This is a genomic window from Yinghuangia sp. YIM S09857 (genome assembly GCF_051388915.1).
Classification (GTDB): Bacteria; Actinomycetota; Actinomycetes; order Streptomycetales; family Streptomycetaceae; genus Yinghuangia.
The window spans coordinates 189,160-202,101 of the sequence record NZ_JBPKBH010000009.1 but is presented as its reverse complement, the minus strand read 5'-3'; the positions used below and the strand labels follow the sequence as shown (position 1 = coordinate 202,101).

Here is a 12,942-nt window from a genome sequence, read left to right as displayed (position 1 = left end):
CGGCGACACCGGTCGCCCAACTGCTCGACCGCTACCCCGGGCCGCTTCTCCCCGACTCCCGGGCGCCCGGCGTCGCCGCGCTGCGTGAACGCCTCCACAACCGCCTGCGGCACCGCGTCGAGGGCGCGTCGGACCCCGACAGCGCGATCCGGTGGCTGGCCCTCCCGCACAACCGCCCGCACAACCGCCCGCACAGCCGCTCGCTCGACAGCCCGCGCAACGGCCGGCGCACCCGCCCGCGCAACTGTCCGGACACCCGCGCCTCCTGACGGCTTGTCAGTTGCCCGCTCCGGACCTGACGTACTCCCGCAGGTGACGCGCCGTCAGGGTGTCGGAGTGGGCGACCAGATCGGCGGGCGTCCCGGTGAAGACCACCTCGCCGCCGTCGTGGCCGCCGCCCGGCCCGAGGTCGATCAGCCAGTCCGCGTGCGCCATCACGGCCTGGTGGTGCTCGATGACCACGACGGTGTTGCCCTCGTCGACCAGCCGGTCCAGCAGGGCGAGGAGGTTGTCGACGTCGGCCATGTGCAGACCGGTCGTCGGCTCGTCCAAGACGTACGTCGACGACTTCTCGGCCATGTGGATCGCCAGCTTGATGCGCTGCCGCTCGCCGCCGGACAGCGTGTTGAGCGGCTGGCCCAGGCGTAGGTAGCCGAGCCCGACGTCGTTCAGCCGTCCGAGGATGACGTGCGCCTGCCCGGACGGGAAGAACGCGTACGCCTCCTCGATCGGCATGTCCAGCACCTCGCTGATGTTCTTCCCGCGCAGTGTGTACGTCAGCACCTCCGGCGTGAACCGCTTCCCCTCGCACGCCTCGCACACCGACGCCACCCCGGCCATCATCGCCAGGTCCGTGTAGACCAGCCCGATGCCGTTGCAGTTCTGGCAGGCGCCCTCCGAATTGGCGCTGAACAGCGCGGCCTTGACGCCGTTCTCCTTGGCGAAGGCGGTGCGGATCGGGTTGAGCAGCCCGGTGTAGGTCGCCGGGTTCGAGCGCCGCGAACCGCGGATCGCCGACTGGTCCGCCACCACGACGCCGTCCCGACCGGACAGGTTGCCGTGGATCAGCGAGCTCTTGCCCGATCCGGCGACGCCGGTGACGACGGTCAGCACGCCGAGCGGGATGTCGACGCCGACGTCCTTCAGGTTGTGCTGGTTCGCGCCCTTGATCGCGATCTGCCCGGTCGGCGTGCGCACGCTGTCGCGCAGCCGCACCCGGTGCCCGAGGTGGCGTCCGGTGAGCGTGTCGGACGCGCGCAGGCCCGCCACATCCCCCGTGTAGCAGATCTCGCCGCCGGAGGTCCCGGCGCCGGGCCCGAGGTCGACCACATGGTCCGCGATCGCGATGACCTCCGGCTTGTGCTCCACGACGAGCACGGTGTTGCCCTTGTCGCGCAGCAGGAGCAGCAGGTCGTTCATGCGCTGGATGTCGTGCGGGTGCAGCCCGACGGTCGGCTCGTCGAAGACGTACGTCACGTCGGTCAGGCTCGACCCGAGGTGCCGCACCATCTTGACGCGCTGCGCCTCACCGCCGGAGAGCGTCGAGGAGGGGCGGTCCAGGCTCAGGTATCCGAGCCCGATCTCGACCAGGGATTCGAGCAGGGCGCGCAGGTTGGCCAGCATCGGTGCGACCGACGGGTCGTCAACCCCGCGCACGAACTCCGCGAGGTCGCTGATCTGCATGGCCGAGCACTCGGCGATGTTGAGGCCGTTGACGCGGGACGACAGCGCCGCCGCGCTCAGCCGCGTGCCGCCGCAGTCGGCGCAGTCCGCGAACACCACCGCGCGGTCCACGAACGCCCGGATGTGCGACTGCATCGCCTCCCGGTCCTTGGCGAGGTAGATGCGCCGGACCTTGACGACCAGGCCCTCGTAACTGACGTTGTTGGAGCCGATCTTGACCTTGCAGGACGGCTTGTGGAGCAGGTCCTGCCACTCCTGCTCGGTGAACTCGGCGAGCTTCTTGTCCGGGCTGTAGAAGCCGGAGTTCGCCATCGTCTGGCCGTACCACCCGTCGACCTGGAAGCCCGGGACGGTGATGGCACCCTCGTTGAGCGACTTGGTGCGGTCCACGAGCTGGTCGATGTCGATGTCGGACGTCTGGCCGATCCCCTCGCAGCGCTGGCACATGCCCTCGGGGCTGTTGAAGCTGAACGCGGTGGACGTGCCGATGTGCGGGTCCCCGAGCCGGCTGAAGACAATGCGCAGCATCGTGTACGCGTCGGTCGCGGTGCCCACCGTGGACCGCGAGTTGACGCCCATGCGCTCCTGGTCGACGACGATGGCCGCGCTGAGGTTGTGCAGCCCGTCCACGTCGGGGCGGCCCAGGTTCGGCATGAAGGACTGGATGAACGCCGTGTAGGTCTCGTTGATCAGCCGCTGCGACTCGGCGGCGATGGTGCCGAACACCAGGGAGGACTTCCCCGATCCGGAGACGCCGGTGAAGACGCTGAGCCGCCGCTTGGGCAGGTCCAGCGACACGTTCCGCAGGTTGTTCTCGCGGGCTCCGCGGACCTGGATGACATCGTGCTGGTCGGCTGCGGCGGGTCGGCGGTCGGAGGACGAGGCAGGCATACGCGATCTCCCAGCGACGGTTCGGGGGTTCCCGCAACCCTACGCAACGCCGCCGACATCCCCGCGTCTCCGGGATGACGGCGGCGCTCGCCTCGGAGCCCGTGCCTCGCGTACCTCGCGTGCGTCGCGTGCGTCGCGTGCGTCCGTGACGGGCTCCGGCCGCTGCCCGGTCGCCCTCAGCGTTCGTCGGCGTCCAGCAGGCGCGGCCGCCGCCGCAGGGTGCCGACGAGGTAGGCCGGGTTGTCCCGCAGGAGGCGCCGCCAAGGGCCGCCCGGCTCCCGCACGAGGCGGTACGACCACTCCAGCCCGTACCGCGCCATCCACTCCGGCGCACGCGACGCGCGGCCCGTGTGCACGTCGAACGCGCCGCCCACGCCGAGCAGGACGGGGTTCTCCAGCCGCGCCCGGTGCTCCGCCATCCACCGCTCCTGCCCGGGTGAGGGCAGCCCTACCCACACCAGGTCGGCGCCGCTGCCGTTGACGCGCGCGGTGATCGCGGCGTCCTCGCGCGGGGTCAGCGGGCGGGCCGGGGGCGAGTACGCGCCGGCCACCTTGAGCCCGGGGAACCGCAGGCCCAGGTGGCTCGCCAGCATCTCGGGGACGCCTTTCGCGCCGCCGTAGAAGTAGGACGTCCAGCCGCGCTCCACGGCGCGGGCCAGCACGTCCAGCATCAGGTCCGGCCCGGTCACCTGCCGCATGCCCGGCGCGCCCGCGCGGTGCCCGGCCCGGACGAGCGGCGTGCCCTCGGGCACGGTGAGCCCGGATCCGTTGTGCGCGCGCAGGACTTCGGGATCGCGTCGCGACTCCATGACGTCCGGCACGCCGGAAACGCAGACGTAGTGGCGCTCGCCGGTGTCGATCCACCGGGTGATCTCGTGGACCGCGGTGGGCCGGTTGACGACGCTGACGCCGACGCCGAGCACGTCCACACGAGCGATGCCGCTCACCGGCGCACCCCCTGAGGGGCCGGGCGCCCTGCGGCGGGTCCAGCGGCACCGGTGGCCGCTGCGTCGGCGTACGGCATGACGGGCTCCTTCCGGATAAATCTGACAAATCACTCCGGAAGGTACTGTGCGCGCACCGCGCGCGGCGCATTTGTAGCACCAACATACGAAAGGCCCACCCGTTCGGCGCACCTCGCGCGGACCGCCGCGCTCCGGCACCTCCCCACTCGGCGCCCACCGCGGGAACAGCGGGCTCCACGACCGAAGCGAGCCCGGGCAGCGCTTGCCGAAGCGGGCCCGGGCAGCGCTTGCCGAGGCCGCCCCGTCCCGCCCGCATCCCCGCCACGCCCGCATCCCCCACCCGAGCCCGGACAACGGGGCACCGCCCCCGGGTGATCGCCTCCGCAGCCCCGGCCGCCGTCCCCACAGGCGCGGACGCCGTTCGCGCCCTCACCCGGAACTCAAACGCATGATCGAAGACCAGGGCTTTCCCAACGCCCCGGCGCGCGGCATCCTGGGGGGCGGTTCCGGCGGGACGGGCAGGTCCCGGCGAGCCGCTGCCCGGCGCGGTGCGGCGGCGCCTCGTGGTCAACCACCTTGGGGGACTTGTGAGTTCCGATCAGACGAATCGCACCGGGGCGGAGTCGCAAGCAGAGTCGGAGGCGGAACCGCAAGGGACCGCCGAACCCGCAACGCCCGCAGCCGAGTCCACCGTCCGGCCCGCGCAACCACCCTCCGTACTCCCGCCCTTCGCCACCAAGCCGGTCGCCGCCGTCGCCGCGGTGTTCGCGGCGGTGCAGGCCGCCTTCTCCGGCCGCTACGGCTTCCACCGCGACGAGCTGTACTTCATCGCCGCGGGCGACCACCTTTCCTGGGGCTACGTCGATCAGCCGCCGTTGACGCCCTTGCTCGCGCGCGGGTCCACCGAACTCTTCGGCGACAGCCCCACGGGACTGCGCGTCGTGGCGCTGCTCGCCGCCGTCGCCGCGGTGTTCGTCGTCGCCCTCACCGCACGCGAACTCGGCGGCGCGCCAAGGGCCCAGGTCCTCGCGGCCCTGTGCGCGGCGGTGTCGGGGTACGTCCTCGCGAGCGGCCACATGGTCTCGACGTCGACGTTCGACCTGCTCTGCTGGCTCGTCGTCACGTGGCTCGCGCTGCGGCTGCTCAGGACGGGCGACGGCCGCTGGTGGCCCGTCCTCGGCGTCGCCCTCGGCGTCGGCCTGTTCAACAAGCACCTCGTGGCGATGCTCGCCGCCGCACTGCTCCTGGCCGTCCTCGCGGTCGGTCCCCGCCGGGTGCTGCGCAACTGGTGGCTGCTCGCCGGCGCACTGATCGCTGTGGCCCTGACACTCCCGAACATCCTGTGGCAGATCGACCACGGCTGGCCGACCCTCGACGTCGCGGAGGGCATCCGCGAGGAGGACGGCGGCGAGAACCGCGCGATGTTCGTACCTCAGCAGATCGTCATGCTGTCGCCGTTCCTGGTCCCCGTGTGGATCGCCGGTCTCGTCGCGCTGTTCCGCGACCCGGTGCTGCGCTGGGCGCGGGCGGTCGCCGTCGCGTACCCCCTGGTGTGCCTCGCGGTGCTGGCGACCGGCGGCAAGTCGTACTACGCGCTGCCGCTGCTGCTGGTCCTGACCGCGGCCGGGTGTGCGCCGGTCGTGCGGTGGATGCGGGACGGGTGGCGCGGCGGCCGCGCCCGCCTGGTCGTCGCCGGGCTCGCCCTGTCGGCGGTGGTCAACGCGGTCGTCACGCTGCCGGTGCTGCCCGCGGACTCGCTCGACGTCCCCAACGCGGTGAACAAGGAGCAGGGCGAGCAGGTCGGCTGGCCGGAGCTGGCCGACACGGTCGCGGCCGCCTGGCGGCAGATCCCCGCCGACCGGCAGGCCCGCGCGGTAGTCTTCGCCGGGAACTACGGGGAGGCGGGCGCGCTGGTGCGGTACGGGCCGGAGCGCGGCCTTCCGGAGCCGTACTCGGGCCACATGAGCTTCGCCGACTGGGGCCCGCCGCCGGACTCCGCGGACGGGCCGGTGCTGCTGGTGCGCATCGACGACGCGGGGGGTCAGGACCGCTTCTTCACCGGGTGCCGCCTGGTCGGGCGCGTCGACAACGGCAAGGACGTCGACAACGAGGAGCAGGACGCCCGGGTGCAGGTGTGCGAGGGGACCACCGCGCCCTGGTCGGTCCTGTGGCCCGACATGCGGCGCGGCTACTGAGGCGGCCCGGGCCACGCCCCGCCGCGGGCGGGGCCTATCGGTCGGGCGGTGGCGGCAGCGGCGTGTCGTCGTCCGAGCCCCGGGCCCGCTCGCCCGGCCAGTCGAGCTTCAGCCGCGTCATCTTCGGGAGCCTTGCGACGATCAGGTCGTACGAGTCCTCGATCATGTCGCGGACCAGGTCGTCGCGGACGCTCCCGTCGAGTGTCACCGTGTTCCAGTGCCGTTTGTTCAGGTGGTAGCCGCCGACGATCGCCGGATACTCGGCGCGCAGCCGGACCGCCAGCTCGGGGTCGCACTTCAGACTGACCGTGAGCGGCGTGTCGCCGAGCGCGCTGAGGGCGAAGATCTTGCCGCCGACCTTGAACACCGACACATTCGCGTTGCGCGGGAACGGGAACTCCTCGCTCGCGCCGTTGAACGCGAGGCACGCCGCCTTCAGTTCCTCGGGTGTCATGAGAACGATCATGCCTGGCGGGACGCGAGTTGCACGAGCGTCACGTCGGACGGCGCGCCGACCCGCACCGGCGGGCCCCAGGCCCCGGCACCCCGGGTGACGTAGAGCTGCGTGTCGCGGTACCGCTCCAGGCCCGCGACCGTCGGGTTGGCGAGCTCGGCGATCCAGTTGCCCGGCCAGAGCTGCCCGCCGTGGGTGTGGCCGGACAGTTGCAGGTCCACGCCGAAGTCGACGGCGTCGTGGATCGCCACCGGCTGGTGCGCGAGCAGCACGGAGGCTCGCGTACGGTCGCGGTCGCCGAGGGCCTTGGCGAAGTCGGGGCCGTCGCCCTCGTCCTCGCCCGCGAAGTCGTTGACCCCGGCCAGGTCGAAGGCCGGGAGCTCGACCCGGGCGTTCTGGAGCGGGTGGATGCCGAGTTCGCGGACGTGCTCCACCCACTCGTCGGCGCCCGAGAAGTACTCGTGGTTGCCGGTCACGAAGAACGACCCGTGCCGCGCCCGCAGTTGGCGCAGCGGCTCGGCGGCGGACCGCAGATTGGCGACCGAGCCGTCGACGAGGTCGCCCACGATCGTGATGAGGTCGGGATTGGTGCTGTTGACGGCGTCCACGACGCGCTGTGCGTGGCCGCGGCCCAGGATCGGCCCGAGGTGGATGTCGCTGACCACCGCGATGCGGAACCCGTGAGCGGCACGCGGCAGTTTGGCCAGCGGCACGGTGACGCGCTTGACGCGCGGCCCGCGCAGGACGCCGTACGCGCCGTACCCGACCGTGGACGCCGCGACCGCCGCGGCCCCGACGGCGACCGAGCGGGACACGAACAGGCGCCGGGACACGGCCGGTTCGGGCTCGGCCGGTGCCTCGGCCTCGTCCCGCGGCGGTACGTCGAGCGCGACCGCGGCCCCGCCCTCCGCACCGAGCGGCTCCGCCGCACGCGACGTGGAGACCTCGGTGCGTACGACGACCGGGTCGGGCAACTCCTGGTGCGCATCCGCCGGTTCCGCGACGTGGCTCGACTCGGCCGCTTTCGACGCCTTGGCCGCGGTCTCGCGCCGGGAGAGGTAGCGGGTGAGCAGCGGGCGTACCGCCTCGCCGACGAGCAGCGCGAGCACGAGGTACAGCAGCGTCGCGAGCCACAGGTAGCCGGGCCACGCGAGCACGCGCTGCACGGCGAACGGCGCTTCCGCCCGCGTCGACAGCGTGGCCGCGAAGCTCACGACCGGGAGGAGGACGACCACCACGGTGCCGACGCGTCGCGCGGTCCCGCCGGGCCGCGTGGTGTCGCGGACCATGCGCCGCCACACGTACCAGTGCACTCCGATGATGGCCGCGATCAGCGCGACAACGGCCACGACCACCAGAACAACCGTCACTCGCCGCTCCCGCCTAGTGCCACTTTCCCGAAGCCTACGTTGCCCCCACGGCGCCCCCGACGCCCGCCACCGCGCGGCGGCCGCGCCCGGCTTGCGCAGGGCCGCGAACGGTCCCGAAAGCCCGTCCGACCAAGCCCTCCGTCACCCCCAACACCGCAACGCCCCCACACCGACGATCGGTTCCCCACGCGCACCGCGCCGTGCAACCGCCCCTCAACCACCCCGCAAGTACCGTCGCCCCCACCACAACCACGCGTCACCCCCGGCCCACCACACGCCGGCCCGACCGTCGCCTGTCGCAGCGGACCCCGCGACAGGAGGGCGGGCTCCGCCACCGTCACGTCCCGCCGCGCCCCCACGACGACGTGTCACCCCCGGCTACCTGCAACGACCCCCAAGCAGCGCACCCACAGCCCACCGCAAACCCAAATGACCGTGGGATAGCCCACGGGCCGTCGTGCGTGTGCTCGCAAGGCGCGGCCCGCGGCTCGGCCTGAGTTCGGCTTGGGAGGGCCGTCAGGGCCTGGCGGCCAGGGTCGTGACGCGGCGATTTGGGGGGCCGTCAAGGCCCGGAGCGTGCCACGGCCCGCGGCCCGGCGGGACGACTCCGGCACGGCCTAGGGTGATCCGCATCGGCGGGCAGTGGCCGGCCACGGGGACGGACAACGGGAGTGGGACGCATGGGCATCGGGGATCGCGTACGCGGCATCGGCGGCGCCGTCGGGTCGGCCGCGGCGGCGGGACGCAGCGCGGTGGGCCGCGGCATAGGCGCGCAGCGCGACAACATCGCGTCCGGGGACTGGGCCCGCGCCGCGCTCGGCGAGATCACCGTCCCGGAAGCGCCCGCGACCACGGTGTGGGAGCACTCGCTGGGCGTGATCATCTGCCGCCACCCCCGCATCCCGGCCGCGACGGCCCGTCTGCTGCGTCCGCTGGACGGCCTCGGCGCGGTGCGCTTCGGGCCGAAGGAGGTGGGCTTCGACGGCGAGGACATCCCGTGGGAGAAGGTGACCGGGCTGCGCATGCGCGAGGCCTTCGCCGTGATGACCACCGACGGCCTCGACGGCGAGGTCGACCGCATCCGCGAGGTGCTGCCGCCGTTGCCCGGCCGCAAGTGGGTGGTGGGCAAGGCGGTGGAAGCCGCCGCGACGGTGATGCTGGCGTCGCTGGAGCAGGCCGCGGATCGTCGTCTGGACGCGGTCGAGGTGCCGTACGAGATCACCTACAAGGGCATGTTCGGCCGTGAGAAGACGCTGAACGCGAGCCTGTTCGCCACCGCGCTGCTCGCCCACCAGCCCGGCGTGGCGGAGAGCCTGGCGGCGACCGCCCGCGCCCACGGCGTGGCGGTGACCCCCGCGCCGCCGCTGGCGGACGACGCCGCCGAGCGCGCGGCGGGCCTCCGGGCCCGGACCGACGCCATGTCCGAACGCCTCCGCGCCGCCCGCGAGGAGGCGGAGCGGCAGGAGGCCGCGGGTGCGCTGCAAGAGGCGGAGGAGGAAGGCGCCGGCGCGGCCCCCGGCGCCCCGAAGACCGGCTGACCGCCCCCTTCCCGGGATCACCGCGCGGGACGTTTTATCCTCGGATGTCCGTCGATCCCCCGGCTCCGGTGCCCGGGACCGGGAGCATTCGAGCGAACCGCCGAGCGTTCCCGGCCCCGGCACCGCCCGCGACCCGCCGCGAGGCGATGAGGAGGCACCCCGTGCGCGCTCCCGCGCCCGATGACGCGAGACGCACGGACGTGCCGCCCGGCACCCTCCCGGACGGCTGGTCCACCCCGCCGCGCGCCGCGCTCGTCCCCGACGCGCACGGGTCCGGCGGACGCCTCCTTGGCCTCGCCGAGGACGGGTCCGTCCTCGGCGCACCCTTCCGCGTTCCCGACCTCGCCGCCGCCGTCGCGGCGATCGAGGCGGCGGGGCGCGCACCGCGCTGGGTATGGGCGACGTCGGACAGCGCGTACGCACCGCTCCTCCCCGTCCGCGTCGGCCGCTGCCACGACCTCGCGCTCACCGAGGCGCTGCTGCGCGCGTACGAGGGCCACTTCGGGGACCCCCGCTCCCTCGGCGCCGCGTGGGCCCGGCTGCGCGGGCTGCCGGTGCCGGACGACCTCCCGGTCGGCGCCCACGCCGCGGCCCAGGACAGCCTGTTCGCCCCGGACCGCCTGCAACTCCCGCCGGGAGTCGACGCGTTGGACGCCGTCGTCGCGGTGCACGCCGACCAGGTGCGCCGCGTCGCCGCGATCGGCGACGAAGGCGCCCGGGCCCGTTTCCGCCTCCTCGTCGCCGCGGAGTCGGCGGGCGGCCTGGTCGCGGCGGAGATGTCGTACGACGGACTCCCGTGGCGCGTCGAGGAGCACAACCGCCTGCTCACCGAACTCCTTGGCCCGCGCCCGCAGATCGCCGGGGCCGTGCCGCAGCGCGTCGCCGAGCTGAGCGTCCGGTTGCACGAGGCGCTGGGCACAAGGCCGTTCAACCCGGACTCGCACCAGCAGGTGGTCAAGGCGTTCGCCGAACGCGGCATCCGTCTGACCTCGCTGCGCTCCCACTACCTGCGCGGCGTCGACCACCCCGCCGCCGAAATCCTCATCCGCCACAAGGAGTTGTCCCGCCTGCACGCCGCACACGGCTGGGCCTGGCAGGACGCCTGGGTGCGCGGCGGCCGCTTCCGACCGGAGTACGTCGTGGCCGGCGTCGTCTCGGGGCGCTGGGCCAGCCAGGGCGGCGGCGCGCTGCAAATCCCCCGCATCCTGCGCGGCGCGGTGGTCGCCGACCCGGGATGGCGGCTCGTCGTCGCGGACGCGGCCCAGCTCGAACCCCGCGTACTGGCCGCGATGTCACGCGACGCCGGCCTGGCCCGCACTGCCGCGTCGGGCGACCTCTACGAGGCCCTGGCCGCCGCCGCGTTCCGGGGCGACCGCGACAAGGCCAAACTCGGCCTGCTCGGCGCGATGTACGGGCAGACCAGCGGCGACATCGGCCCTCTGCTGGCGACCCTGCGCCGCCAATACCCCCAGGCCATGGCCTTCGTCGAGGCCGCCGCCCGGACCGGCGAAGAGGGCGGCATCGTACGGTCCGTGCTCGGCCGCCCCTGCCCTCCCCCGTCGCCAGAGTGGCTGGACCGCACCGACCCCGGCGGCGAGCCGGGGCCCGAACGCGCGTTCGGCCAGGGCTTCGACGGAGGATTCGGCCGCGGTGCCGAGCGCGGTGACGGGGAGGCGGACGCCGCGGGCCGGTCGACGCGCGCCCGCGGCCGTTTCACCCGCAACTTCGTGATCCAGGCGAGCGCCGCCGACTGGGCCGAAGTCCTGCTCGCCACCCTGCGCCAACACCTCGCGCGTTTCCCCCAGGCCCCGTCGGGCGCACGGCCGCACCTGGTGTTCTTCCAACACGACGAGATCATCGTCCACGCGCCGAGCGAGACCGCGGAGGCGGTGGCCCAGGCCATCACCCGCTCCGCCGACGAAGCCCGGACCCTGGTCTTCGGCGACACCCCCGTACGCCTGCCCATGGTCCCTGCCATCGTCGGCACCTACGCCGACGCCAAGTAGCCGTCGCCCACTCCGGCAACCGAACCCGGCGGCCGAACCCGGCGGCCGACGCGGACTCACCCCGCCGCGTTCTTCGGATGCACCTTCCGGTACCGCGCCTCGAAGGCGCAGTACACGCCGAAGACGATCAGCCCGACCGCGATCGCATACAGCGGCCACGGCCCCAGCGGGCCGCTCGCGGTCTCGCGCAGCGTGTCGTCGAGCCCCTTGGCCTCCCGCGCGTCGTACTTCGCGGCCGCCGCGATGAGGAAGACGCCGACCGCGCAGACCACCACGCCGCGCGCCGAGCGGCCGACGACGCCCAGGGCCTCGACCAGCCGACGCGATTCCGCGGACATCTCGCCGAGCTTCAGTTTGCGCGTGAAGCGCCTTCGCAGCGCGTTGACGACCATCACCACGCCCGCGGCGGCCACCGTAAGGCCGACGGCGAGGACGAGCCAACGCCCTCCGGTCTGCTCCATGGTCCGGGCGGTGAGGTCCTTCGACTGCGTGTCCGTCGACTGCCCGCCGCCATCCTGCCGTCGGCGGGCGTCCTCCAGGATGAAGGTCACCACGCCGGCGCAGATCGCGGCGTACAGGACGCCCCTCGCCAGCGAGGTCAGGCGCTTGCCGGGCTTGTCGCCGTCCGGCACCGGCTGGCCGTACAGCGTCTCGACCAGCCGCCAGACGGCGAGCCCGGCGAACCCGACCGCGATCGCCCACAGCATCGCGCTGCCGCCCGGCTGCCCGGCCACCGCGCGCAGGGCGCCCTGCCGGTCCGCCTCCTGGCTGGACGCGTCGACGCCGATTCGCACGGCGATCGCCCCGACCAGGACGTAGTTGACGCCGCGGGCCACCAGTCCGGCGCGCGCGAGCGCCCCGAACCATCTGCTCCCGGCGGCTTCCCGCCCGGCGTCCTGGACTGCACTGCCACTCGCGGACATCACGGCTCCTCTCTTTGGAGCCACTGGCCGGATTCGGGGAGGTCATGCGCAAGACGGCGCCCCACGCGTGGCGTGGGGCGCCGGTCGAGGACGCGGGGCGCGGCCAGATGTGACGGGCCGCCCGTCGGGGCCGGCCGGGTGTGCGCCCGGTGTGGCGGCGCGGGACACGATCAGGGCGGTCAGCGGACATGGGCCGTCGGTCGGTGGGTGCTGCTTCGACGCGCGGGACGTGGTCAGGTGCGGTGGGCGGCTTCGGCGAAATGGTCGCGGATCTCGGCGAGGACGCGTTCCAGGGCCTCGCCCGGGACCACGACGTCGCCCTTCGCGGGGTCGACGACGGTGAGCGAGCCGGCGGGCCCGTCCGGGACCGGGCCCAGGGCCAGGCCCTCGTGGCCGGGCGTACCGCCGAACCGGCCGGGGGTGCGGTTGTAACCGGAGCGCGCCTCGGCGCTCTCCGGGAGGCCGGGCCACGTGCCCTCGTCGACCGCGGCGCGGACGACGCAGTGGTTCCAGCCTTCGAGGTCCGGCCCGGGGGCGACCACGATCTCGCCGCGCAGCCGCGGCGAGTCGAGCTCCCAGGCGATGTGCATCTCGTCGCCGTCGGCGTGGGTGCGCAGCACCGATGTGTGGCGTCCGCCGTCGCGGTCGACGGCGGTCAGCGTCACCGAATCGGGGCCGTGGTCGTCGGCACGCGTGACCATGCCGATGAAGTCCGGGATGCGGTGCGGATCGGACAGCACGTGGAAGACCGTGTCCTGCGACGCGGCCACCTCGACAGCGCGTTCGTGGATCGTCATGGCGCAACCTTCTTCGGATAACCGGCAAGCACGGCGGAGGCGGCGCGGGCGGAGCCCGGGCCTGCGGTGCTGCTTCCCGGAGTTCATGGTCCTACTCGCGGGACGCGAGTGCGAGCGGAC

9 protein-coding genes and 1 pseudogene are annotated in these 12,942 nt (G+C 73.6%); 4 read left to right on the top strand and 6 right to left on the bottom strand.

The genetic code is table 11. The annotated features are described in order from the left end of the window. Positions 1-269: pseudogene (locus ACRX5S_RS21125) on the top strand (hypothetical protein); the annotation flags it as partial. Between the two features lie 7 nt (positions 270-276). Here ACRX5S_RS21125 and ACRX5S_RS21120 read toward each other — a convergent pair. Together ACRX5S_RS21120 and ACRX5S_RS21115 are read right to left on the bottom strand one after the other, a co-directional pair. Beyond that, positions 277-2,574: an ATP-binding cassette domain-containing protein gene (locus tag ACRX5S_RS21120; RefSeq protein ID WP_436774566.1), complete on the bottom strand. Its 2,298-nt coding sequence runs from the start codon at positions 2,572-2,574 to the stop codon at positions 277-279. 176 nt (positions 2,575-2,750) lie between these two features. Further along, complete coding sequence (locus ACRX5S_RS21115) at positions 2,751-3,521, bottom strand: WecB/TagA/CpsF family glycosyltransferase (protein WP_436774565.1); 771 nt, start codon at positions 3,519-3,521, stop codon at positions 2,751-2,753. Between the two features lie 605 nt (positions 3,522-4,126). On the opposite strand from ACRX5S_RS21115, the gene ACRX5S_RS21110 reads away from it, so the two are divergent. After that, a complete protein-coding gene (locus ACRX5S_RS21110; protein ID WP_436774564.1) occupies positions 4,127-5,734 on the top strand; it encodes a glycosyltransferase family 39 protein in 1,608 nt (535 codons plus the stop codon). A 34-nt stretch (positions 5,735-5,768) separates the two neighbouring features. On the opposite strand, the gene ACRX5S_RS21105 is transcribed toward ACRX5S_RS21110, so the two are convergent. After that, positions 5,769-6,188 (bottom strand): MmcQ/YjbR family DNA-binding protein, encoded by a 420-nt coding sequence (locus ACRX5S_RS21105; protein ID WP_436774563.1) that lies wholly within the window; start codon positions 6,186-6,188, stop codon positions 5,769-5,771. A gap of 8 nt (positions 6,189-6,196) precedes the next feature. After that, positions 6,197-7,558, bottom strand: coding sequence for a metallophosphoesterase (locus ACRX5S_RS21100; RefSeq protein ID WP_436774562.1), 1,362 nt, complete (start codon positions 7,556-7,558; stop codon positions 6,197-6,199). Between the two features lie 680 nt (positions 7,559-8,238). Here ACRX5S_RS21100 and ACRX5S_RS21095 point away from each other — a divergent pair. Next, positions 8,239-9,096: a hypothetical protein gene (locus tag ACRX5S_RS21095; protein ID WP_436774561.1), complete on the top strand. Its 858-nt coding sequence runs from the start codon at positions 8,239-8,241 to the stop codon at positions 9,094-9,096. 146 nt (positions 9,097-9,242) lie between these two features. Next, the gene (locus ACRX5S_RS21090; protein ID WP_436774560.1) at positions 9,243-11,102 is read left to right on the top strand and encodes a bifunctional 3'-5' exonuclease/DNA polymerase; all 1,860 of its coding nucleotides are present in this window, start codon (positions 9,243-9,245) and stop codon (positions 11,100-11,102) included. 56 nt (positions 11,103-11,158) lie between these two features. Here the strand turns inward: ACRX5S_RS21090 and ACRX5S_RS21085 are convergent, their stop codons facing one another. Next, complete coding sequence (locus ACRX5S_RS21085) at positions 11,159-12,025, bottom strand: DUF1206 domain-containing protein (protein ID WP_436774559.1); 867 nt, start codon at positions 12,023-12,025, stop codon at positions 11,159-11,161. Positions 12,026-12,258: 233 nt separating this feature from the next. After that, positions 12,259-12,822, bottom strand: coding sequence for an SRPBCC family protein (locus tag ACRX5S_RS21080; protein ID WP_436774558.1), 564 nt, complete (start codon positions 12,820-12,822; stop codon positions 12,259-12,261). Between the last annotated feature and the right edge of the window lie 120 nt (positions 12,823-12,942).

What these genes read in the sequence shown, in the direction of transcription:
- ACRX5S_RS21105 (WP_436774563.1), bottom strand. Translation starts at nt 6,188, where the DNA reads ATGACACCCGAGGAACTGAAGGCGGCGTGCCTCGCGTTCAACGGCGCG.
- ACRX5S_RS21085 (WP_436774559.1), bottom strand. Translation starts at nt 12,025, where the DNA reads ATGTCCGCGAGTGGCAGTGCAGTCCAGGACGCCGGGCGGGAAGCCGCC.
- ACRX5S_RS21095 (WP_436774561.1), top strand. Translation starts at nt 8,239, where the DNA reads ATGGGCATCGGGGATCGCGTACGCGGCATCGGCGGCGCCGTCGGGTCG.
- ACRX5S_RS21120 (WP_436774566.1), bottom strand. Translation starts at nt 2,574, where the DNA reads ATGCCTGCCTCGTCCTCCGACCGCCGACCCGCCGCAGCCGACCAGCAC.
- ACRX5S_RS21090 (WP_436774560.1), top strand. Translation starts at nt 9,243, where the DNA reads ATGAGGAGGCACCCCGTGCGCGCTCCCGCGCCCGATGACGCGAGACGC.
- ACRX5S_RS21080 (WP_436774558.1), bottom strand. Translation starts at nt 12,822, where the DNA reads ATGACGATCCACGAACGCGCTGTCGAGGTGGCCGCGTCGCAGGACACG.